Below are 24049 nucleotides of genomic sequence, written 5' to 3' on the forward strand. Positions count from 1 at the left end.
GTAATATCATAAGGTATTCATCAACAAGATAAAGTGTCCAACCATAAAGATAAGCTGTTAAACAAAAATTAATGTTGTAAAAGTGTCCTTTAATTTGTGTAAAAAGTAGGTATAACATATTTTCTGGAATTATTTAAGCTAAAGACTTGCAATTTTTGCCAGAGGGTATATAATGCAAATATTTATATCGAAAGAAAGGACATGATTTTTTGAAGTTATTAAAGATAAAACTATTGACAGCAATTAATGGCTTACTGACAGTGAGCAGTTTAATCATGTTGTTCTTTGGGTTATGCAATCAAGTTAATGAGTCAAGCAACTTTTTAGCAGACGAGCAAACAATCGCTAATAATGCTAACTTAATCATCTGTATGGCAGTAATCGCCATGATGATTTTTGGGTTTGCCTTCTTCGCTAGTTGGATTAAAACGAGAAAAGTTGAGGCTCACTTATTACGGCACAGAACGCACAGAGCGTAAAATGATTAAGCAAAAAAGCTGCATTTCCAAGTAGGGAAGTGCAGCTTTTTGTTTATTAAAAATAATCAAATATGAATACTTGGTTATAAAAAAAGCAACCTAGTTAATTGCTAAGTTGCTTTTTATTGAGGGAATTAATAAAAATTCTATTTAATACCAGCTGTGAGCTAACCAAAATCTTTTGGCGTTAACCCACGAACCATAGCGACTGTAAACATAATTGTCAGCAGTTTTATCTTGGTTCTTTTTCGAATAATTGCCGTGTAAGTAGCTAATGTTTAATTGGTACTTACCGTAACAAGAACCATTTCTTGCGGAGTAGTTACCACCGGACTCTTGCATTGCAATCCAATTCTTAGCTGCCTTTTCAGTTTTGGATAACTTACGAGCAGCTTGAACAGTTTGCGAAGTATTGCCAGTTGTTGTTTGGATAACGGCAGTAAAGCTACATGCCAGCGCTAAAGCCGCGATTAATTTGTAGATAAAAGTTTTTGTTTTTTCCATTATATTTATTTATTCCCCGTAATTCGTTAGTCTTTTTACTGTTAGCTATAATACACTAGCAATATTTCATTGCTGTTACAGAAATGACACATGGCCCTTACAATCAAGTTTTAATGTTATTTTTGTACATTTTTGGTAGAATTTATAATAATGATTAATTCAGGAGGCAATTATGTCAGTAAAACATTTTTATGAAACTTTTCACCCAGAACATTACGATTTATTCATTGATGTTGACCGTGAAAAAAAGACGATAACTGGTACTTCAACCATTACTGGTGAGGCACTTGAAGATACAATTTTAGTCAACCAAAAGTACATGAAGATTGCGTCAGTTAAAGAAGACGGCAAGGACGTGCCATTTACTGTTGATGACGATAAAGAAGCAATTAAGATTGACTTAGGTAAGACAGGAACTGTTACGGTTGCGATTGCTTATAGTGCACCATTAACTGATACTATGATGGGGATTTATCCATCATATTACATGCTTGATGGTGTTAAAAAGCAGATTATTGGTACCCAGTTTGAAACAACTGCCGCAAGACAGGCATTTCCATGTGTTGATGAGCCAGAAGCAAAAGCCACATTTAGCTTAGCGATTAAGTATGATGAACATGAAGGCGAGACAACTATTGCCAACATGCCAGAAATCAAAGTTGAAAATGGCGTGCACTACTTTGAAAAGTCAGTGAGAATGTCCAGTTACTTGGTTGCCTTCGCCTTTGGTGAATTGCAATCCAAATTAACGGAAACTAAAGATGGCGTTAAGGTTGGGGTATTTGCTACTAAGGCCCACAAGGCTAAGGAATTAGACTTTGCCTTGGATATTGCTAAACGTGCAATTGAATTTTACGAAGAATTTTACCAAACCAAATATCCGTTGGCCCACTCATGGCAATTGGCTTTACCTGACTTTTCTGCAGGTGCGATGGAAAATTGGGGCTTAGTTACTTATCGTGAAGCCGCAATTTTACTTGACCCAGACAATGCTACAGTTGAACAAAAGGGTTATGTTGCCAGTGTAATCACACACGAGTTAGCTCACCAATGGTTCGGGGACCTCGTAACGATGAAGTGGTGGGACGATCTATGGTTAAACGAAAGTTTTGCCAACATGATGATGTACCTGTCAGTTGATGCAATGGAGCCTAGTTGGGATGTTTGGAACAACATGTACCAGACTGGTGAAGTTCCGTTAGCTTTGAATCGGGATGCAACTGATGGTGTCCAATCAGTTCACGTTAATGTAGAACACCCAGCAGACATTGACTCATTGTTTGATGGGGCAATTGTGTATGCCAAGGGTTCAAGAATGTTGGTCATGGTCCGTAAGTTATTGGGTGACGATGCTTTGCGTAAGGGCCTCAAGTATTACTTTGACAACCACAAGTTTGGCAATGCCACAGGTGATGACTTGTGGAACGCCTTGTCAACAGTAACCGATCTTGATATTGGTAAGATTATGCACACTTGGCTTGATCAACCGGGTTACCCAGTTGTTAGCGCACGCGTTGCTGATAATGGTCACTTACTGTTGAGTCAAAAGCAATTCTTTGTTGGTGAAGGCAAGGAAGTTGGCCGTACTTGGGCAATTCCACTAAATGCTAACTTTAAGGCACCACAAATTATGACAGAGCAAGAAGTCGACTTGGGTGACTATAAGGCATTACGCGCTGAAGCTGGTCATGCTTTACGCTTGAATGTTGGCAACAGCTCACACTTTATTGTTAACTACGATGAAACTTTGATGGCCGATATTATGAATGACTTGAGCAATCTTAAGCCGGTTGATGAATTACAATTATTGCAAGACTTAGGGTTATTGGCAGAAGGTAAGCAAATTTCTTACGCTGAAATTGTGCCATTATTACCAAAATTTGCAGGTTCTAAGTCAAATATTGTTATTAACTCTTTGTTTAGCTCTGCTAGACAATTACGCAAGTTTGTTACACCAAATTCAGCTGAAGAAAAGAACTTGAAGTCCTTCTTTAATCAATTATCGGCTAAGCAAGTTGAGCGTTTGGGCTGGGAAGTTAAGGCAGACGATAGTAGTGCAGACTTGCAAATGCGGCCAATTGAACTTTCTGCTGCTTTGTACGCAGATAATGCAGCTGCAATTGCCGCAGGACATGAAATTTTTGTAAAACACCAAGATGATCTGTCGGCTATTGAAGCATCTGTGCGGCCATACGTTTTGATTAATGAGGTCAAGAATTACAATGAGGCTGGTTTAGTTGCTCGCTTAATCAAGGAATACCAGACAGTAGTTGATCCTTATTACAAGGCAGACTTGCTTTCAGCAGTTACCAGCACCAAGAACGCTGACGAAATCAAGCAAATTGTTACTGACTTTGAAGATGCTGATGTAATTAAGCCGCAAGACTTACGGACATGGTACTACAATATCTTAGGTAACCCATTAGGTGAGCAAGCTGCTTGGGATTGGCTGCGTGATCAGTGGTCATGGCTAGAGAAGACAGTCGGTGGCGACATGGAATTTACTACTTACATTACTGTTACCTCAAGAGTGTTCCATACACCAGAACGACTTGATGAGTTTAAAGCCTTCTTTGAGCCTAAGATTGACCAACCGGGCTTGGGCCGTGAAATCAACATGGACACTAGAGTAATTACCACTAAGGCAGATCTAGTTGAAGCAGAAAAAGCTGCTGTCAATCAGGCAATTAAAGAAGCATAGATTTGATTAAAACTAAAGAGCGTTACTTTTTTTAGGAGTAATGCTCTTTTTTTGCTCATTGTGAGTATAAGATTTAATTTTTATTAACATTAGCTGTATAATTGTAAGGTACAGCTTAAATTAAAGGGGTTTAATTTTAATCAATGAAGGAAAAAAATATCGACACAGCGTTCTTTGGCCAACCTAAAGGGTTGTCAACGCTCTTTTTCACTGAAATGTGGGAAAGGTTTAGTTATTATGGCATGCGAGCAATTTTGTTGTTCTACATGTATTATGCAGTAAGTCAGGGCGGGTTGGGCATGAACCAAACCACCGCTGCTTCGGTGATGTCAATTTATGGCTCGTTAGTTTACCTGTCCAATATTGTCGGCGGTTGGTTGTCTGACCGGGTCTGGGGTCCGCGCAAGACGGTCTTTATCGGTGGCGTTTTAATTATGTTTGGTCATATCGTGTTATCCTTGCCCATGGGCTTGGTAGCACTTTATAGTTCAATTGCCTTGATTGTGGCAGGTACAGGTCTATTAAAGCCCAATGTTTCTGACATGGTTGGTGGCCTTTACTCTGAAAGTGACCGTCGCCGCGATGCTGGTTTTAGCATGTTTGTCTTTGGGATAAACTTAGGTTCTGCAATTTCACCAATTTTAGTGCCGTGGGCTGCTAATGGCTTTGGCATGCACCTCTTTGGCAATGAGATGAACTTCCATGCCGGCTTTTCACTAGCTGCAATTGGGATGTTCTTTGGTTTAATGCAATATTATTTCGGCGGGAAGAAATATCTGTCAAACGATAGCTTATTGCCAACTGATCCAATCGATCATGCAAGCTTAGTTAAAATTTTGCAAAAGTCAGTGCTAGCAATTGTTGCTGTTGTAGTACTGTTAGGCATCATGGCAGCTTGCAGTCAATTAAATATTGCTAATATCATCTTATTGATTACAATTGTCGCAATTTTACTACCGATTTATCTTTTTGCAGTAATGCTGCGTAGTAAAAAGGTGACCAAAGTTGAGCATTCACGTGTTCTGGCATACATTCCACTCTTTATCGCTGCGGCAGTCTTTTGGGGAATTGAGGAGTCAGGTTCAGTTGTCTTGGCCTTGTTTGCGCAAGAGAGGACAGTTCTTCACATTGGCAATTGGCATTTTGCGACAGCTAACTTCCAGACACTTAATCCACTCTTTATCATGATTCTGACGCCATTCTTTGTTTGGCTTTGGAGTAAGTGGAAGAAGCAACCGAGTGCTGCTGGTAAATTTTCATGGGGCTTGATTTTTGCTGGTTTATCTTATATTGTAATGGCGTTTCCGGGGATGCTCTATGGTACCGCAGGCCGCGTTAGTCCGTTTTGGCTTGTAGGTTCATGGTTTATCGTTGAAATTGGGGAAATGCTGATTTCACCAATCGGCTTATCAGTTACGACCAAGTTGGCGCCAGCTGCTTACAGCTCACAGATGATGAGCATGTGGTTCTTAGCTGATGCCGCAGGACAAGCAGTTAACTCGCAAATAGTTAAGTACTTCTCTGCTAGTACAGAAATTCAATATTTCTTGATTGTTGGTGGTGTAAGCATCCTGTTAGGTTTGTTGATGTTCTTTTTAGTTAAGAAAATCGACAGCTTAATGGCCGGTGTTCACTAGAATCAATCGCAAGTAAATACCCGTTAGTTCAAATAGCTAACGGGTATTTTTTTAATTATAAGCAATAACAGCTTCGTGTTTAATCTCACTTGGTTTAATATTATTGACGCAGCCATGCGAGCCGCCACGTAAATATGCCTAATCTTTGCTTTTGTACTTAATATTAAAGGCAACACGATGAATATTGTTTAATTTGTCTTCTATCGCGTGGATTAGGGACAGCTTTTGAGTAATTATTTCTTGTTTAGCATCCAAGAATAATTGTTGCTTAGACTTAGCCTGTTCTGCGTATAAATCCGCCAATTCTTGATGTAAATTAGACAACTCTTGAGCATACGTATTAACATCCTGATAATAACGATTAATAAACACTGAGGTAATGTAATTACGATCAAAGTCATCAAGTTGATAACTTGCCTTTAACACCGCTGTTTCAAGGCTATCATACTCTTTAGCATAACGATTATACGTTAGCGGATAGCACGTAACGCAAGTTCTCTTTTCTTGATCATAAATAATGATTACAGCACCACATGTTATCAGCAAATTATTCTGATCATTATCACTCACGGCAAAATCATCGTAATTTTTCAACAAATCGGTTACCCATGACATCACATAAGCATAATTGCGTGCTGCATCATGAAAATTTTTCACGCCAAAACGTTCTTGGGCTCGGTCGATAAAATGATCAGTAATCTTCATATCCTTAGTAAAATCTTCAGCAACTGTCTTAGTAGATTGTTCTTGCTTGGCCATTCTTTCTTTGTCTTGATCAAGTAAACGTTGCATTTTTTCAATATTTAATCTTTTAACCATTAATTAACTCAGTCCTTTCTTTTTTGATTTTATTATACCAACTTTACAAATTAAGCAATACAAATAAATAAAAAGGGTTGCTATAATTATTGGTCTTCTGAGGTTCAGTTATAAACAATAACGGCTTCGTGTTTAATCACGTTGTGCCAAACTTGTTTAATCTCACTTGGTTTAATATTGACGCAGCCGTGTGAACCACCACGTAAATATGCCTTCTTGCTCCAGTCGGTGCGCCAGCTGGCGTCATGCAAGCCGCAGCCACTCAACGTGAATGGCATCCAGTACCTAACTTTGGAAGCATATTTAGAACCATCATCATTGCGGCCGCGCAAAGTTGCCGGCGACTGCTTATACTGGATGTACCACACTCCTTGTGGTGTTCTGTTGCCCTTGCCACCGTCTTTAGTTCCCGTGACAACGTCATTCAGATGGACAGCCAGTTTACCTTTGCGGACAATCCAGACTTCCTGATTTTTAAGAGAAACGACAATATAATTGTCACCAATACCGGAATTTTTCTTACCATAACCAAGGCCGTAAGTGCTGTAGCCAAGGCCATAAATATAATTCTGACCAGCAACTGTCTTAGTCTGATTAAGGTAAGCTTGCTCAACTGCTGCTTGGGCCTTTTTAACGTAAACGCCCCAGCCGTAGCTTTGGTTCTTGACCATAATTTTGGTCTGATTGAGTTTATTCTTACTTGGTACGGCGAACTTGTAGCTCTTGTGAAGAGTGGAAACTTTACTGTCGATTTGGTTAAGTTTAGCAGTTAAATTCTCAACGTTAGTAAAGGAATACTTGTTGTTTTTGAAAGATAACTGGTTAATCATCTTTTTAGCCGGTAATTTGTAATTTTTGCCAGCGACTTGATAAGTAATGGTTGTCTTGCTGATTGCCTTGAGCTTTTTAGCGGCAGCTGATAACTGCTTAGAGTCATAAGTGCGGGACTGCTTGTTGGGCATTTCTGTATGTTGCTTCTTGAAATAACCACTTACTGTGTCCTCGTCAATTGTGTTGATGCTGGGATCACGCTCAATAGTTACCTTGCCGTTTTCAAGTAGCACCATGTTATTAGCGCGGGCATTAATCTTTGTAGTTGCCTTATTGACGGTTAAGTTGCCAACTTTTACACCATAAATAGTGACGTTAGGATTAAAGTGATTAACGGCAAACTCGCGCGCCCGTTTTTGCGAGGCCACATGGTTGTTATATAAAACTACACCAAAAATAACACCCAAAATCAAAATAACGCCGACAATAACTAGGTAGAGATTATTGCGGTGGTTGTATTTTTTTAAGTTTTTTCGTGATTGCATAAATTTACCTACTATAAATAAAATACCTGTAAGAAGATTGCTGTTACAGTTTATCATCTGTTACAAGCATAGTAAAATTCATCAATAAAGCTAATTATCTACGATAATAATTCGATATTTTCTTAATTAATTATAGAATAATTTTTGTTAGTTGGGAAAGATTAACTTATAATACATAACATTAGACCGTAAATTATAATTATAGGAGGAAGAAGATGGAAAGTGAACCGTTAGTTTTTGAATTAGGAGTTGCCAAGGGTAAGCCTCATTCATACCGTAAAACACCGCGCAAGCCGGTCTGTCCATTTTGTGCGGTTGACCAATTAACTGATATTTACGAAAAGCAGGGGGAGATGATCTGGCTGCATAATAAATTTCCGACTTTACGCGATACGGTCCAGACGGTTTTGATTGAGTCGAGCGACCATAATGGCGATATTGCTAACTATGCTCCAGATGATAATCGTAAGCTCATGCGCTTTGCTCTCACATGTTTTAAGCAAATGAATGATAGCGGCGAGTATCAATCTGTCTTGTGGTACAAAAATTACGGTACACGTTCCGGTGGTTCTCTTGAGCATCCGCACATGCAATTAGTTGGGTTAAAGCATTTGGATGGTTATAAGTATATTCATCAAGATAACTTTGCCGGGATTTCTGTATTCAATAATCAAGAAGTTGCGGTTAATATTGCCACGCATCCCGTCCAAGGCTATGACGAGTTAAATATTAACTTGCTCAACTTGTCGGGACTTGACCTGTGGGCTGATTGGATCCAGAGTGGGGTTAAGTACATGCTCAATGTGATGTTTAACGGCCGTTGTACATCGTACAACTTATTCTTTTATCCGCGGCAAGATGGTGGCGTTTGTGCTAAATTGATTTCGCGCTTTGAAGCACCGGCGTATTTTGTTGGTTATAAATTATCACAGGTTGATGATGAGCAGACATTGCAGCAGGAGGCCAAGCAATTTCGCCGCTTTTTTGATAATGGTTCAAGTACAAATTATGAAAAATAAAATAATTAAAATAATTGGTTCAAGTTTAGTTGTAAAAGAAGCAACGCGGTTAGTTTATGGTCGCAGCCTAAGTAGTTTATTAGTAGAGCAGGCGTTGCGATTAGTAAAGCCATTTCCCGAAGTAACCGCTGAGAGCTATCAAGCTGCGGTGAAGAATGGCAATCTGCCGTATGAAATACCAGCTTATGCTGTCAAAATGGGTTTTGAGCCCTGGCTGAAGTATCGGGACGTTGTTAGTCTAACTAAATATGCGCGTGCACATGATAGAGTTATTTTTTACTTACATGGTGGTGGTTTTTGGCAGCAGCCAACCCTCTTTCATTATCATTTTTTGACAAAACTTGCCAATAAATTGCAAGCACAAGTTATCATGCCAATTTATCCCAAAATTCCGGTGTTTACAGCACAAGACATTAATCAGATGGTCTTAGATGTATACCGAATGTTGTGTCAAAAGTATCCTAAAGATACGCAAATTATCATGATGGGCGATTCAGCAGGCGGCGGTTTGGCTCTGGCAATGCTTGAGCAATTGAGTAGATTAAAATTGCCGCAACCGCAACAAGCATTTTTGTTTTCACCTTGGCTTGACGTACGTACTGATGATCCCCAGATGAAATTAATTCAACCTAATGATCATCTTTTGAAAATAGCTGACTTGCAGTTGCGCGGGCGGTTATATGCCGGAAAACTCGGAAATAGTGTGATGACTAGACCACTTTTAGGGAATTTAAATGATTTGCCCCCGATTGTGGCTTTTACTGGGACACATGATATTTTAAATATTGACGCGCAAAAACTACAAAAAAGAGCTACTGAGACAAATTCAAATATTGCAGTTGTTACATATGCACAAATGGATCATGATTTTATTTTGTTTCCAATACCAGAAGCGCGTCAGGCTATAGCTAAGGTTGTCAATTTAGTTAAAAAAAGCAATTTGTGCTGATAAATAATTATTGTATAATATGCTTTAAACTGTTTATTAAGGAGAAACATATGCACAGAAAAGAAACTCGCAATTTGGCGATTACCGCCGTATTTGTTGCAATTTTTTTATTACAGACCTTCGTTCCTAATATTGGCTATATCCGAATTTTACCAACATTACCGGCAATCACAACCGTTCCGCTGACGGTGGCTGTTTATTCCTTATTGATGGGACCTAAGGCAGGAACCCTTTTTGGTCTTTTCTGGGGATTATTGCGCTTATTTCAGGCATACACACAGCCGGGAGATATTGTCAGCTTGATGTTATTTCAGAATGTCTTTATTTCTCTAGTACCAAGTATTCTAGCAGGATTATTTCCAGGGTTAGTTGGCCGCTTGTTTGAACATAAATCGGGTAAGGCGCGTGAACTAGGATACATTTTAGCTGGGGCAATCACATCTTTGACCAACACCGCCGTGGTAATCTTACTGACAAGTATTATCTTTATGGGTAATGGCAAGCTGGCAGCTAGCATGGGGCACTTTGCGCCAGGGACGCCATTAATTATGATTTTAATTTTGGCATTGGGGATGAACGGCTTAATTGAAGCAATTTTCACCGCAATTGTCACACCGATTATTGTCACGCCAATGAAGACGGTTATGAAAAAATTGCGGTAGTACACCCGCAACTTTAATAGATTCAAGAGTAGATTTCCTACTCTTTTTTTACAGTTAAAACTATACTAAAATAAATATGTTAGAAAATCCAATTAATTAGTGGGAGAAAATTAAATGAAAAAGTGTCCAAATTGTGGTGCATTAATGAATACCGATGTGAACTTTTGCACTAATTGTGGTGCAGATATTCGGCAAGTTGCGCAAAAGCAGGTTAATCGTGCTGATATTCAAGCGGAAATCAATCGCAGTCAAGGTACTGCTGGGAGAACAACGCAACATAATTCTGATGACCAACTACAAAAGTATTGGCATTGGTTTGTCAAGTCATGGCAGCATCCGTTTAGTGAGCAGGAGAGTGTTAACTGGTATGGTGCAGTGACGCTATTAATTGAGGATTTAATATTTGTTTTGGGCCTGTATATTGGCATGAGCGGAATTTCCAGTCAATATGTTAACGGGCAACAATTACCGGTCTTTACAGGAATTTCCTTTGGCACGGCACTTGAAGTTTTATTTTTTGTGATGTTGTTGGAAGTTGCTTTTGCTGGTGCGATGTATCTGGCATATCTGTTTATCTATGGTCAAAGACGTAGCTTTATTTCATTTTGTAATCATGCTGTTCAGGCATCTAACCTGAATATTATCTTGATTGTGGCAGCCTTTATTTTTATGATGTTGGGCATGGGCGGCAAGATTTTTGCGGTGATGCTGTGCTCGATTTGCTTTGCTATCTTTGCTGATGCCTTTCAAGTTGCTTTATTGGGTGACCCTGATCCAGTGCGTGATAAGATGTATGGCTTTCTGATTGCGTTATCCGCTAGCTTTATTGTTGGGCTGATTTGGTCTGTGGTAGTTTATAATACTGTTATTTTGCAGTTTATTTCGTATTTCAGTAGGTTATAAATTAGGGAGAACTAATTATGGGAGAAAAGAAGTTTTGTCCACAATGTGGCAGTCAGGTAGATGCGACAGTTAAATTTTGTCCGCACTGTGGCGCTGATCTAACCAATGTGGCAGTTAGTCAACCGCAGGTAAAAGAAAAATCAGTAAAACCAGTCGTTAATGAAAAGCGCGCTGAACCCAAATCACGTCAGCAGGTTAGTCAGGTAGCAGTACCCAAAAAGCAACCTTTAAAAAAGAAAACCAAAATTACTTTGTGGCTAGCAGTAGTTATAATTGTCTTGTTTGGTGGTTTTTATGTCTGGGGCAGCAACCATTACAGCCGTAATAATCAAATTGACCAAATAATTGTTAGTTTGAAGAACCCGCAGATGGGCATGGCACAATATGTAACAACCGACGACCATAATATTAAGGTAACTAATGATGCCCTGAAGCCGTTACAGAAGTATTATCAAGCACACCAAACAACCGCTAACAACTTGAGTATGAATTTAAAAGCTGGCGGCAGCACAAGTCAGATCAGCTTAACGCAGTCGGGCCGCTACATGTTGCTGTTTCCTAAGTATACATTGCACATTAATACGTATACACCACAGATAGAGACTAATCACCGTGACACTCGGGTGTTAGTTAATGGTAAGTCTAATGGTCAGGTAAAGGGCAATGCGGATGGTTATTATAAAAAACTGCAGTCGCTGTTTCCAGGTAAGTACCATCTTGAAGTTGACTCCGTTGTTTCTGGTCGTGAACTCAAGGCCGACTCGACTGTTAATGTCTGGTCGAACAAAACAATCAATATGAATATTAAGACGGCGACATTTTCAATTGCTAGTGTTCCCGGTGGGACTATCTATATCAATGATAAAAAAGTTGGTGTTTTGAGCGGCAATGGTACTAAGGTTTTCAAAAATTATCCGATTACCGATAATATGGAGGTCTATGTTACGACCACTTTTGGCAGTCAGACAATTAAGTCGCAGCTGATTACTGACTTAGCGCAGGCCGTTGATAATGGCGATAGCGATGACAACACTAGTGATGATGTTGACTTTGATGATAATAATAATGTAATCTTGAAGCCGCAATGGAAGGGGCTAATCAGTAAGAGTGATGCGGAGGACCTGTTAAAGGGCGCCTTTAACGATCCTGAAAGTGAGGACTTTATTGGTGGCAGCGATAATAGCAGTTATCAAGAACTGCACAAGATGTTAAAGGGCTTTGACCGCAATGATTCCACAATTTCTTATGATATGGATTGTGACATTGTTTCGATTAATCCAGCTCCTAATAATTCAAGCAGCGTTGTTTACAAGATTACCTATACTTTTGAAAAAGATAACGGCGATGAGCACACTCAGGTAATGCTCTACAAGGGTGCAATCTTGCAAGAAGACGGTGACCAACAAAAGATTAAGTCAATTGGTGGCGGGACAGTTATCAGTGATAAAACTGACAAGTCTGGCGAAGATGATGATTAAATAATTACTAAAAAAGATAAATCTTTCTAAAGAAATTAGAGGATTTGTCTTTTTTTTGATTATTATTTGACATTTTGCTGGTCGACATACTATTGTATTAGTTAGATAGTACAGATAAATTTTTAAAGAGGATGAATTATGACTGAAATTTTACGAGTAGATCAAGCCACTAAAACCTACGGTAAACGTGGTGAAAAGCAATATCAGGCACTAAAAGGAATTAACTTTGGCGTTGATGCCGGTGAATTTGTTGCAATCATGGGTGCGTCAGGTTCCGGTAAGACAACGCTGCTTAATATTTTGTCGACTTTGGACAAGCCAACAACGGGCCATGTGTTTATTAATCACGAAGATATTAGCACCTTAAATGCAAATCAGATGGCAGACTTTAGAAGTAAGCAGATTGGCTTTATTTTTCAAGATTTTAACTTATTGGAGAACTTGACCAATCGCGAAAATATTGCATTACCGTTGACGCTGCAGGGGATGTCAGCACGTAAAATTGACCCGCTAGTTGATAAGATTGCTGCAAGATTGGGTATTAAAGAAATTTTAGCTAAATATCCGGCGCAATTATCTGGTGGTCAAAAGCAGAGAGTTGCTTCAGCACGGGCCTTAGTCCATGAGCCAGCAATCTTACTAGCTGATGAACCAACTGGGGCCTTGGACTCAAGTAGTGCGCGTGAATTGCTCGACACGATGGTCGACTTGAACCAAAAAGACGGTGTAACCACGTTGATGGTAACTCACGACCCGTTTTCTGCTAGTTTCGCTAACCGGATTTTATTTATTAAAGACGGTAAAATCGGCGAGCAGATCTTGAAGGGCGAGATGTCACGGCAGGACTTTTATCATATGTTAATTGATCATTTGGGCACCGAAGAATAGGGAGCAAAGCATGATTTGGAAATTATCTTTAACGGGGATTAAGAGCCGGTTTAAAGACTATCTTGTCTTGTTTTCTGGATTAGTTGTTGCCAGCATGATCTTTTACATGTTCTTGACTCTAGCAATTAATCCTGCTTTTTTAAAAAATAATGCTGGGATATTAGAAGACAATTTACTTACTTATATTTTTGGCTTTGGCATTGTTCTACTGCTGATTATTACTGTTGTGTATCTAGTTTATGCAAACACGTTTTTGCTTAGTATGCGTAAGCATGATTACGGTATGTTTCTGACTTTAGGAGCTAAGAGTTCCCGCATTGGTCTGCTCATTTTTTGTGAAACGATTATTACTGGGGTGCTAGCAGCTGCACTAGGTATAATACTTGGCTTTGGTTTAACTGCAATAGTTGGGCACTTACTAATTAGCAAGATGGGCCTAGCAATTACACATTTTCAAATAATTTTACCAAGTGCAATTTTTTGGACGCTAGTCTTCTTTGTCATCGTTTTCCTTTTAGGAGCACTACGAAATGGATATAAACTGACACATACTAAAGTAATTGATTTGCTGCATGAGGATCAAGAACCGGTAAAGTTTAGTCATCGTCCAGTTTTGCATTTAATTGAGGCGATTTTAGGCTTACTGCTTCTAGCTATTGGCTACTGGATTATGCAGAAACGTGGCTTAGATCCATTTAACGTAATTCCTATTGCCTTGGTGACGATTGTTGCAGGATCATATTTTGTTTTAAATTTCCTGTTTACAGCAATTATTAGTTCACTGATTAAGCGGCACGGTTTTTCCTATCATGGCTTACGCATGTTCACTTTGGGACAGCTCAAGTTTCGCCTGCATGATTATACTAAAATTCTAACGGTAATTTCGTTACTATTTGCTTTAGCCCTAGGTGCAATTACTGTCGGGTTGAATTTTAACTCGGAAAAAGAACTGGCCAAGTCAATTGCTTACTACGATGTCACTGTAGTTAGCCAATCTTCTGCTGTTCAGAAAGAATTAGCCAAGGTAGCAATTAAGTCTGAGCAAACTTATCATTACACGGAAACTAAACATGATCTGTATTTTGATCAGGCAGAGTTTAAAAATAAGCCAATTAAAACTGTTGAGTCTAAAGGACAGAGCGATAATATCGCTTGGACTGAAAAGACACTGCCAACAAGTCAACTTGATCGACCAGGTACCGAGGCCAACAATAAATTTGGTAATTTAGTACCTAATGGTGTTGAGAAAAAGATTCGTTTGGTGTCGCAAGCTACTTTAGCCAAAGTTAAGGGTCAACAAAAGTTTGTGTCTTTAATTAGGGTCAAAGACTTTGATAAAGATTTTCCAGTTTTACTTAAAATTGAGCAGCTAGAAAAGAAAGAAATACCAGCATACGGCATGATTTCTAATAATAGTAAATCGCATTACTATCAAGGAATACTAGGAATAGTCAGTGGTTTTGAATTTATGGGCTTTTTCTTAGGTTTAGCGTTCTTAACGATGCTTGCTTCAACCTTGATGTTTAAGGTCTTGAGTAGTGCCGCTAGTGACAAGTTGCGTTATCAGATGCTCTTTAAGATAGGAACGCGTCGGCGAATTTTAAAGCGATCGGTTGCTGAAGAAATTGGCATGCTGTTCTTAATACCTGGTGTTCTAGGCGTTATTGATGTTCTGTTTGGGTTACAGTTATTTAGAACAATTTTATACCACCCGTATGCTGGAATTTGGCTGCCATTTACTATTTTTATTGTTTTGTATTTCTTCTATTATGTTTTGACAGTTCACCTTTACGAAAAAATCGTACTGGCAAAAAATTAGGGAGAGGATAAAGGTTTTATGATTTGGAAATTATCTTTAACGGGGATCAAGAGCCGGTTTAAAGACTATCTTGTCTTGTTTTCTGGATTAGTTGTTGCCAGCATGATCTTTTACATGTTCTTGACGATTGCGATTAATCCATCTTTTATGACTCATGATGTGAATGCACCATACCAGTACCTGAGTTTTATTTTTGGCTTGGGGATTGTGCTGTTAGCGATCATCACGTTAGTGTATTTAATGTATGCTAATTCGTTCTTGCTTAATATGCGCCAGCATGATTACGGGATGTTTATGATGCTTGGGGCAAGAAGCTCACGCGTAGGCCTACTGATTTTTTGTGAAACCCTAATTACGGGAACTTTAGCTGCAGTTGTTGGAATTGTGATTGGCTTTGGTCTAACGGCGTTAGTTTCACAACTGCTTATTCATAATTTAGGATTAAGTATTACGCATTTTCAGGTTGTTTTGCCTAATGCCATTTTATGGACGCTAGTTTTCTTCATTGTATTGTTCTTTATTGGTGCGCTGCACAATGTTCGTAAGCTTACTCGCAGCAAGGTAATTGACCTGTTGCATGAGCAGCAGGAGCCTGTAAGATTGGGTCATCATTCAATCTGGCATGCAATCGAAGCTGTTTTAGGTCTAATATTGTTGGCTACTGGCTACTATGTATTGAGTTTGCCACCGGCAGCGATTTTTATGACAATGCCAATAGCACTAGTAACAATTGTTGCTGGGTCATATTGCATCTTTAACGCCTTGCTCACGAGCGTTATTAACATGTTATTAAAGAAAAAGAGCTTCTCATATCGCGGCATTCGGCTGTTTACTTTAGGCCAACTGAAGTTTCGCCTGCATGATTACACCAAGATTTTAACAGTGATTTCGTTACTGTTTGCTTTAGCTTTAGGAGCAATTACCGTTGGCTTAAACTTCAATACTTTAAAAGATCAGGTGCAAATGAGCACGTATTATGACGGCACAATCGTTAGCAATTCACCGCAAGTTAAGCGTGAAACGGCCAAGCTAGATGTGAAGTCTGAGCAAACTTACCATTATAAGGAAACGGCTAAGTATTTATACTTTAACCAAGCAGAATTTACGCATCATCCGGTTAAAACGATGCATTTTGAATATAAAAATGGCCAGCAGACGTATCGTTTACAACAATTACCGACAAATAAATTGTCGCAGCCGGGAACAGATGCCAATGAGATTTTTGGTGGGATGGTGCCTAATGGTACACCTAAAGTTATTCAGTTAGTTTCACCAAAACAGTGGCAGACCTTAGCTGGAAAACAAAAGTTTGTTCAATTTATTCGGGTGAAAGACTTTGACAAGGATTATCTGACTTTGCTCAAGATTGGTGAACAACAGGTTAGAGAAAATAAGAGCTTCAGTGATGTGTACAATATTAGCAAGGCCGCAGCTTATAAAATGATGTTAGGGATGGCCAGCGGGTTTGAATTCATGGGCTTTTTCTTAGGGATTGCCTTTTTGACAATGCTAGCTTCAACATTAATGTTCAAGGTGTTAAGTGGCGCAGCCAGTGACAAAATTCGTTACAAGATGCTCTTTAAGATCGGGGCACGTGAGCGGGTCTTGCGGCGCTCAATTAGCAGCGAGATAGGGATTCTGTTTCTTGTACCGGGGATTTTGGGCGTGATTGATGTATTATTCGGTTTGAAATTATTTAAGGCATTATTACCTAATCCATACGCCAATATCTGGGTACCATTTTTAATTTTTATCGTTTTGTACTTCTTGTATTACGAATTAACAGTTAAACTTTATGAACGCATTGTATTGACTAAAGAATTATAAACAAAAGACTGCAAGTAATTGCGGTCTTTTTAGTTTGGTCTAATTTTAACTACTTCGCCGCTATTGATAGTCATGCAGTGGTTGTTACAATCAAGGATTAGATTAGCATGCTCATCAAGTCTAACAGCAGTTCCCATAATTGTCTTTTCTCCTAGCTTAACGGTTACTTTTTGTTCCAGCATAGGCAGATGCTTTTGATAATCAGATAAGAATTGTCCTTGAGTAAAATTGGGCAGAAATGACAAGATATTTTTAATTAGTTCAGCTACAAAAATGCAAAATTGTTTGGTAGATAATGGACGGGTTAATAAGTTCGTGCTGGACTCTAGTTCTTGTTCCAAGTTATGTTGGTAAAGATTGCAGCCGATACCGATAACTACGGTTTGCGGTGCGATCTGCTCAGTCAAAATACCGGCAACCTTTTTGCTATGCAGTAATAAATCATTAACCCACTTAATGTCAGTATTAATGTCGAATTGCTGGCGGATAGTTTCGTGCAATTGCCAAGCAATGCCCGTTGTAAGTAGACCTTGGTTTTGGGGTGATAATTGCGGTATTTGGGTTAGTAGTGACAGGTAAACACCACCAGTATTAGAAATAAAATGGCGCTGCTGCTTGCCATAACCAGCAGTTTGCGTATCGCTGCCAATTAAAACAGGTTGGGTAATTGATTTTTGGTGATTGTATTGTTTAGCGAGGTTATTAGTCGAGGTAACTTGGTAGTACCAGTGAATTTTTAGTAGTAAATCTGCTAATAAATGTTTGAGTTCTTGTTCTTTAATAATATTAATTTTTTGTTGTGATTTATGGATATACATATTGCTTTATCTCTTAAAAGGTTTGATAATCAAAGTAAATGTTATTGATTTTAGTTTAATTTTAGCAAAGCTATGACATTTTGAGGTATAAATTTGACAATTTTGTTAATTTGCAATATCATACTGCCATAAAATACTTTGATGTTTAAAGTAATTTGGAGGGGATATCAATTAGTGTAAACAAGTAAATTTGAGCTAACAAAACACGTAATTTATTGTCTTAATAAAAAAGGGGTGTTGGAAGTGGAAGCTAATTTAAAAGAAATCAATAATTTGCTGACGACTGTTTATACCGACATCATGCAAGTTGAGGCGCGTGAACTTCATAAGAGTGAATTTAAAGATATTTCAATTAAAGAAGTCCATGCAATTGATGCAATGACGATGTATGACCATAAAACGAGTTCACAACTGGCAAAGGAGTTAATGATTACTGCTGGTTCGGTGACGACAATGGTAAATAACTTGGTGCGTAAAGGTTATGTTGTCAGAATACATGGTAACGATGACCGACGCGTTGTCCGGCTGGGTTTAACTCACCGCGGACGACTTGTTTACCGGGCACATGATTCGTTTCATCGCTATATGGTGAAAAAGTTTCTTAAGGGGTTTAATGACAGTCAGATTGCAATTATTGAGCGGGCTTTACTAAACTTGCGCGCTTTCCTTGAATTTCCACCCCAAATAGACAGCAAAAAGGAGAAGCATTAAATGGGTCTTAAAATAACGCAGACCGCGCATTATGTCCCTCCTAAAGTGGTAACTAATGATGATTTAACAACCATGATGGACACTTCAGATGAGTGGATTTCTTCAAGAACGGGAATTAAGCAGCGACATCTTGCTCAAGGTGAACAGACTTCTGACTTGGCAGTAAAAGTTGCAAACCACCTCCTTGAAAAGGCTAATTGTCCAGCTGAACAGATAGATTTTATTATTGTCGCTACAATGTCACCGGATTATTTAACACCGGCAACTGCAGCAATTGTTCAAGGTAAGATTGGTGCTAAGAATGCGTTAGCATTTGACATTAATGCCGCATGTTCAGGCTTTATTTATGCGTTGGCATTAGCTGATAAGTTGTTAACAACTTATCAGCGCGGCATCGTAATTGGTGCTGAAGTGTTATCAAAATTGGTTGATTGGCAAGAGCGGTCAACGGCGGTTTTGTTTGGTGATGGTGCTGGTGGCGTTTTGGTTGAACAAAGTCCGCAGCAATCCTTAATTGCCGAAGATTTAACGGCTTACGGGCAAGATGGACAAACCTTGACTGCTGGTTATCAGCCACTTGATTCGGCTTTTAATCAGGATCAAACGGCTGTACATAAGCACTATTTTGAAATGGATGGCCGTGCGGTGTATCGTTTTGCGACTCATGAGGTGCCGGCTTCAATTGAACGTACATTGACTAAATCCAAGTGGCAGTTAAACGATGTTGATTGGTTTATTTTACATCAGGCTAATGGTCGAATTTTAACCTCAATTGCTCATCACTTAGGTGTTGCTGAGGAAAAGTTTTTGAGTAATGTGGCTAAATACGGTAATACCTCAGCTGCTAGTGTGCCGTTGCTGCTTGATGAAGCAGTTACTGCTGGGAACATCAAATCGCGACAAAAGTTAATTTTGAGCGGCTTTGGCGGTGGCTTGACTGCTGCTACTGTGGCAATTATTTTTTAACGAATTTAAAGGAGTTTATAAACATGACAGATGAAGAAATTTTTAACAAAGTAAAAGAAATTATTGTAGATGAAACTGGTGAAGATGAAGCAGCGGTGACTTTACAAGCTAACATTAAGGATGACTTGGACGCTGACAGTTTGGATATTTTTGAAGTAATTAATGAATTAGAAGACGAATTCGACATTAAAATTGAGAGTGAAGAGGGTATTGAAACCGTTCAAGACTTAGTTGATTTTGTTAAAAAGCAATTAGCTGCGAAAGAAGGCTAATTCATGAAATTAACGCCATTTATGAAAAGTCTCGGCTTGAAGTATCCCATCTTTCAAGGTGGGATGGCTTGGGTTGCTGATGGTAAGTTAGCTGCGGCAGTTTCTAACGCTGGCGGCTTAGGAATTATTGGTGCAGGTAATGCGCCCAGCGATGTGGTTGAAGCGGAAATCAAAACGGCTAAGGGCTTAACTGATCGCCCATTTGGTGTCAATGTGATGCTCTTGTCACCATACGCTGAAGATGTGGTGAAAGTGATTTTAGCTCACCAAGATAGCATTGCCGTAGTTACAACTGGTGCAGGTAATCCTGGTAAGTATGTTGCTGACTTTAAAGCAGCTGGCATTAAGGTGATACCTGTTGTTGGTTCGGTAGCCTTAGCGCGAATGATGGAGCGCGTTGGTGCCGATGCGGTAGTTGCTGAAGGCATGGAATCTGGCGGCCATATTGGTAAACTAACAACGATGGCATTAGTGCCACAGGTAGTTGATGCCGTAAATATTCCAGTAATTGCCGCCGGCGGAATTGGTGATGGTCGCGGTATGGCAGCTGCTTTTATGCTCGGTGCGCAAGGCGTTCAAATGGGGACGCGTTTCCTAGTAGCAACAGAATCTAAGGTACATCCTAATTATAAAAAGGCAGTTTTAAAGGCTAAGGATGCTAGCACGATGGTAACTGGCGATTTTGCTGGCCATCCATCACGTGTTTTAAAGAATAAAATGGCTAAGAAGTACATCAAACTTGAAAAAGCGGAAGCCTTAAAGGATAAACCCAATTTTGCAGAATTAGAAGAATTAGGCAGTGGTAGTTTACGTCGTGCCGTCATCGATGGTGATACAGCTACCGGTTCATTTATGGCTGGTGAAATTGCCGGGATGGTACATAAGGAACAATCAGCCGCCGAAATTTTGCAGGATGTCTATCAGCGAGCTGATAAATTGTTAAGCGGCAAGGATTAATCATGATTGGATTACTATTTAGTGGTCAAGGTGCCCAAAAAACAGGTCTTACACAAGATTTATACGAAACAATCCCTACATATCATAAGGTAATCGACGACGCGGCAACTATTTTGCAGTTTGATTTGCCAAGTTTGTTGTTTGATGAGGCTAAAGAGGCAGATTTAGCGTCAACTAAGTATTGTCAACCTGCAATTTTGGCAATGAGCTATGGCCTTTACCAATTAATTAAGACGGAATTACCGCGAGATAAATTTGGTATTGGCTTGAGCTTAGGCGAATATAGTGCTTTAGCAGCTAGCGGCTGTGTTGATTTTGCGACTGCACTGCGATTAATTAAATGCCGCGGTGAGTTGATGCAAGCAGCTAGTGAAAGTACGCCAAGTAAGATGGCTGCAATCATGAAGGCAGATTTGGCTGATGTTCAGGCTGTTTGTAAAGATGCTGCTGGACTAGGAGCTATTGGCGTGGCTAATGTGAATACGCCCCAGCAAATTGTAGTTGGTGGAGTGAGTGCTGCGGTTGATCAAGTTGTCAGCGACTTAAAGGCTGCAGGTAAACGTGTTGTACCACTACAAGTTAGTGGTGCTTTTCATACGCCAGTGATGGCACCAATTCAAAGCGCATTAAATACCAAATTGCAGACTGTTAATTGGCAGCATGGGACTTTTCCAGTTTATAGTACGACTACGCAAGCGGAGTTTAAGCCTGATACTTTGACTGACAACCTAACTAAGCAGTTAGTGTCAACTACTTATTTTGCTAAAACTTTGGCTGCCCATCAGGCTAATTTGGACGCAGTAATTGAAGTAGGTCCAGGAAGAACACTAATTTCGTTTGCCCGCAAGCTTAACCGAGATCTAGCGACTTATCGTCTTGACAGTAGTAGTGAATTAAACAAAACACTTGCGGCGATGGAGGTTCTTTAATGGATTTAAAAGATAAAGTAGTATTGGTTACTGGTAGTTCACGCGGGATTGGTTTAGCGATTGCAAAAGCCTTTGCGCAAGCAGGTGCCAAAATCGTCTTGAATGCGCGTCAGCCAATTGCTCAAGCAGTTTTAGCTGAATTTAAAACACCAGTAATTGATGTTAGTGCCGATGTTACTGAGCCTGCTGCGGTGAAAGAGCTAATTGCGCAGATTATGGCGCACTTCGGTCAGTTAGATGTAGTGGTTAATAATGCTGGTATTAATAAAGATGGCTTACTTAATCGCATGTCGGAAGCTGATTTTGATCGTGTCTTGAAAACTAATTTAGTTGGTACTTTTAATGTGATTCGGCAAGCATTGCGCCCAATGTATAAACAGCGTTCAGGTTGTTTTATTAATATGGCGAGTGTTGTAGGCTTAACCGGTAATATTGGTCAAGCTAATTATGCAGCTAGTAAAGCTGGCGTGATTGGTCTGACTAAATCGGTTGCTAAAGAAGCAGCCTTGCGCAACTTGCGCTGCAATGCGATTGCGCCGGGGATGATTGCAACGCAGATGACGCAGGCTTTGAGTGAAAAGCGGCAAGCTGAGATTGCGAAGCAAATTCCCTTAAAGCGGTTTGGTCAGATTGAAGAAGTAGCCCAAACGGCAGTCTTTTTAGCACAAAATGATTATATTACTGGGCAAGTCATCACCGTTGATGGTGGCTTGACAATGCAGTAAGGAGAGAAGCAATGACAAGAGTAGTAATTACAGGGATGGGTGCATTAACACCAATCGGTAATGATGTTGCTAGCTTTGAAGCAAGTATTAATGAACAAAAAGTTGGCTTTGAGCCAATTTCTTATTTTGATGCTGCTAAAACTGGCGTTACTTTAGCTGGTCAATTGGACGACTTTGATCCATTAGTTCATTTGAAGAAAAAAGACACCAAAAGAATGGATTTGTTTACGCAGTATGCGGTTTATGCGACTGCAGAAGCAATGGCACAAGCAGGTATTGATGAGACCAACACTGATAGTAATCGCTTTGGTGTTATTTGGGGATCAGGGATAGGTGGTTTAACCACGATTGAGCAGCAGACTATTAAGATGCACGATAAGGGCGTGGATCGTTTGTCGCCGATGTTTATTCCCGTGTCAATTGCTAATATGGCTGCCGGTAACTTGTCAATTCGTTATCAGGCTCAAGCAATTAGTACCACAATTGTGACGGCTTGTGCATCGGGTACTAATGCGATTGGTGAAGCTTACCGGCAAATTAAAGAGAATCGCTGCGATGTCATGATTACTGGTGGTTCAGAAGCTGCGATTAATGCTGATGGGATCGGTGGCTTTGCAGCTTTGTCGACTTTATCAAAGGAAGCAGATCCAACTAAGGCTAGTTTACCATTTGACGCCCATCGTTCTGGCTTTGTAATGGGTGAAGGTGCAGGCTCATTGGTTCTTGAGTCATTAGAACACGCGCAAAAGCGAGGCGCGCAAATTTTAGGTGAAGTAGTAGGTTATGGTACTTCTTCTGATGCTTATCATATTACTTCGCCAGATCCAGCAGGAACGCAGGCAGCGCGAGCAATGCAGCTTGCAATTGATGAAGCTGGAATTACTGCAGCGCAAGTTGGTTACGTTAATGCACATGGGACAGCCACGCAAGGTAATGATTCTGCTGAATCTAAGGCAATTAATCAGGTTTTTGGTACTGATAGTTCAGTTTTAGTTTCTAGTACTAAGAGTATGACAGGGCATCTTTTAGGCGCTGCTGGTGCAATTGAAGCAATTGCCAGTGTGGCAGCGATGAACTCAGGCCAATTACCGGTTAATGTCGGCATTACTGAGCAGGCACCTGAGTGTCCGGTACATTTGGTTACAACCGAAAATCGCGACCAGCAAGTTGATTATGCCATCAGTAATTCATTTGGCTTTGGTGGTCACAATGCAGTTTTAGCACTAAAAAGGTGGGTTGATTAGATGACTTTTGAAGAAATCCAAAAATTAATAAAACAGGTTAATCAGAGTAATATTACTAAATTAAACTTAGACTTTGACGGTGGCCATATTGATATTGATAAAAAGCAGGCAATTGCTTCTAATGACGATGTTGTTGTAGCTAAGTCAGTGGTGCCAGCTCCGGCAGCTACTAAGATAAGTTTGCCCCAGATCAAGGCACCTTTAGTCGGAATTGTTTATCTGCAAGCTAATCCTGACAAGCCACAATATAAAAAAGTCGGCGATCACGTTGCCAAAGGTGATGTAGTTTGCGTAATTGAAGCGATGAAGATGATGACAGAAGTCAAAAGTGATGTTAGCGGCACGATTAGTGAAATTTTAGTTACTAATGAAGAAGTAGTTGAATACGATCAGCCGTTATTTACGGTGCAGCCAGATTAGAGCGTG

Annotated in this window: 23 protein-coding genes; 19 read left to right on the forward strand and 4 right to left on the reverse strand. The window is 39.7% G+C overall.

Annotation, left to right across the window (positions count from 1 at the left end; genetic code table 11):
• Positions 1–209: 209 nt before the first annotated feature.
• Positions 210–479, forward strand: coding sequence for a hypothetical protein (locus tag PT287_RS04970; protein WP_277133115.1), 270 nt, complete (start codon positions 210–212; stop codon positions 477–479).
• Positions 480–629: 150 nt separating this feature from the next.
• Here the strand turns inward: PT287_RS04970 and PT287_RS04975 are convergent, their stop codons facing one another.
• Positions 630–986, reverse strand: a complete 357-nt coding sequence (locus PT287_RS04975) for an aggregation promoting factor surface protein (RefSeq protein ID WP_277133378.1) — start codon at positions 984–986, stop codon at positions 630–632.
• 169 nt (positions 987–1155) lie between these two features.
• On the opposite strand from PT287_RS04975, the gene PT287_RS04980 reads away from it, so the two are divergent.
• Positions 1156–3684, forward strand: a complete 2529-nt coding sequence (locus PT287_RS04980; protein ID WP_277133116.1) for a M1 family metallopeptidase — start codon at positions 1156–1158, stop codon at positions 3682–3684.
• A gap of 143 nt (positions 3685–3827) precedes the next feature.
• Complete coding sequence (locus PT287_RS04985; RefSeq protein ID WP_277133117.1) at positions 3828–5321, forward strand: peptide MFS transporter; 1494 nt, start codon at positions 3828–3830, stop codon at positions 5319–5321.
• A gap of 138 nt (positions 5322–5459) precedes the next feature.
• On the opposite strand, the gene PT287_RS04990 is transcribed toward PT287_RS04985, so the two are convergent.
• Together PT287_RS04990 and PT287_RS04995 are read right to left on the reverse strand one after the other, a co-directional pair.
• Positions 5460–6140: a hypothetical protein gene (locus tag PT287_RS04990; protein WP_277133119.1), complete on the reverse strand. Its 681-nt coding sequence runs from the start codon at positions 6138–6140 to the stop codon at positions 5460–5462.
• Between the two features lie 104 nt (positions 6141–6244).
• Complete coding sequence (locus PT287_RS04995; protein WP_277133120.1) at positions 6245–7456, reverse strand: L,D-transpeptidase family protein; 1212 nt, start codon at positions 7454–7456, stop codon at positions 6245–6247.
• A 215-nt stretch (positions 7457–7671) separates the two neighbouring features.
• Here PT287_RS04995 and PT287_RS05000 point away from each other — a divergent pair, with 215 nt between their 5' ends.
• The 8 genes from PT287_RS05000 to PT287_RS05035 all read left to right on the forward strand — a co-directional run bounded on the left by PT287_RS05000 (position 7672) and on the right by PT287_RS05035 (position 17001).
• Positions 7672–8475, forward strand: a complete 804-nt coding sequence (locus PT287_RS05000) for a DUF4931 domain-containing protein (RefSeq protein WP_277133122.1) — start codon at positions 7672–7674, stop codon at positions 8473–8475.
• The gene (locus tag PT287_RS05005; RefSeq protein WP_277133124.1) at positions 8465–9424 is read left to right on the forward strand and encodes an alpha/beta hydrolase; all 960 of its coding nucleotides are present in this window, start codon (positions 8465–8467) and stop codon (positions 9422–9424) included. Before PT287_RS05000 ends, PT287_RS05005 begins: the two co-directional genes overlap by 11 nt.
• A gap of 50 nt (positions 9425–9474) precedes the next feature.
• Positions 9475–10086, forward strand: coding sequence for an ECF transporter S component (locus PT287_RS05010; protein ID WP_277133126.1), 612 nt, complete (start codon positions 9475–9477; stop codon positions 10084–10086).
• 114 nt (positions 10087–10200) lie between these two features.
• Positions 10201–10989, forward strand: a complete 789-nt coding sequence (locus PT287_RS05015) for a zinc ribbon domain-containing protein (RefSeq protein WP_277133128.1) — start codon at positions 10201–10203, stop codon at positions 10987–10989.
• 17 nt (positions 10990–11006) lie between these two features.
• On the forward strand, positions 11007–12467 hold the full coding sequence (locus PT287_RS05020; protein WP_277133130.1) for a zinc-ribbon domain-containing protein: 1461 nt from the start codon (positions 11007–11009) through the stop codon (positions 12465–12467).
• A 138-nt stretch (positions 12468–12605) separates the two neighbouring features.
• Entirely contained in the window at positions 12606–13355 is a 750-nt protein-coding gene (locus PT287_RS05025; RefSeq protein WP_277133131.1) for an ABC transporter ATP-binding protein, read from the forward strand.
• A gap of 10 nt (positions 13356–13365) precedes the next feature.
• A complete protein-coding gene (locus PT287_RS05030) occupies positions 13366–15174 on the forward strand; it encodes an FtsX-like permease family protein (RefSeq protein WP_277133133.1) in 1809 nt (602 codons plus the stop codon).
• Positions 15175–15192: 18 nt separating this feature from the next.
• Positions 15193–17001, forward strand: coding sequence for an ABC transporter permease (locus PT287_RS05035; RefSeq protein WP_277133136.1), 1809 nt, complete (start codon positions 15193–15195; stop codon positions 16999–17001).
• 29 nt (positions 17002–17030) lie between these two features.
• On the opposite strand, the gene PT287_RS05040 is transcribed toward PT287_RS05035, so the two are convergent.
• Positions 17031–17819: a biotin--[acetyl-CoA-carboxylase] ligase gene (locus PT287_RS05040; RefSeq protein ID WP_277133138.1), complete on the reverse strand. Its 789-nt coding sequence runs from the start codon at positions 17817–17819 to the stop codon at positions 17031–17033.
• Positions 17820–18062: 243 nt separating this feature from the next.
• Here PT287_RS05040 and PT287_RS05045 point away from each other — a divergent pair, with 243 nt between their 5' ends.
• Genes PT287_RS05045 through PT287_RS05080 form a run of 8 tightly spaced genes read left to right on the forward strand, consistent with a single transcriptional unit; the run spans position 18063 to position 24043 of the window.
• Positions 18063–18530 carry a MarR family transcriptional regulator gene (locus tag PT287_RS05045; protein ID WP_277133140.1) on the forward strand — a complete coding sequence of 156 codons (468 nt, stop codon included), beginning with the start codon at positions 18063–18065 and terminating at the stop codon, positions 18528–18530.
• The gene (locus PT287_RS05050) at positions 18531–19496 is read left to right on the forward strand and encodes a beta-ketoacyl-ACP synthase III (protein ID WP_277133142.1); all 966 of its coding nucleotides are present in this window, start codon (positions 18531–18533) and stop codon (positions 19494–19496) included. It abuts the gene before it with no gap.
• 23 nt (positions 19497–19519) lie between these two features.
• Positions 19520–19768 (forward strand): acyl carrier protein, encoded by a 249-nt coding sequence (locus PT287_RS05055; protein WP_277133144.1) that lies wholly within the window; start codon positions 19520–19522, stop codon positions 19766–19768.
• A 3-nt stretch (positions 19769–19771) separates the two neighbouring features.
• A complete protein-coding gene (gene fabK, locus PT287_RS05060; protein ID WP_277133146.1) occupies positions 19772–20725 on the forward strand; it encodes an enoyl-[acyl-carrier-protein] reductase FabK in 954 nt (317 codons plus the stop codon).
• A 2-nt stretch (positions 20726–20727) separates the two neighbouring features.
• Positions 20728–21654: an ACP S-malonyltransferase gene (locus PT287_RS05065; RefSeq protein WP_277133148.1), complete on the forward strand. Its 927-nt coding sequence runs from the start codon at positions 20728–20730 to the stop codon at positions 21652–21654.
• Positions 21654–22379 carry a 3-oxoacyl-[acyl-carrier-protein] reductase gene (gene fabG, locus PT287_RS05070; RefSeq protein ID WP_277133149.1) on the forward strand — a complete coding sequence of 242 codons (726 nt, stop codon included), beginning with the start codon at positions 21654–21656 and terminating at the stop codon, positions 22377–22379. The genes PT287_RS05065 and fabG overlap by 1 nt, the downstream gene beginning before the upstream one ends.
• An 11-nt stretch (positions 22380–22390) precedes the next feature.
• Positions 22391–23623, forward strand: a complete 1233-nt coding sequence (gene fabF / locus PT287_RS05075; RefSeq protein WP_277133152.1) for a beta-ketoacyl-ACP synthase II — start codon at positions 22391–22393, stop codon at positions 23621–23623.
• Complete coding sequence (locus PT287_RS05080) at positions 23624–24043, forward strand: biotin/lipoyl-containing protein (protein ID WP_277133154.1); 420 nt, start codon at positions 23624–23626, stop codon at positions 24041–24043. It begins immediately after the preceding gene.
• Positions 24044–24049: the final 6 nt, after the last annotated feature.

The organism is Lactobacillus sp. ESL0679 (genome assembly GCF_029433515.1).
Lineage (GTDB): Bacteria > Bacillota > Bacilli > Lactobacillales > Lactobacillaceae > Lactobacillus.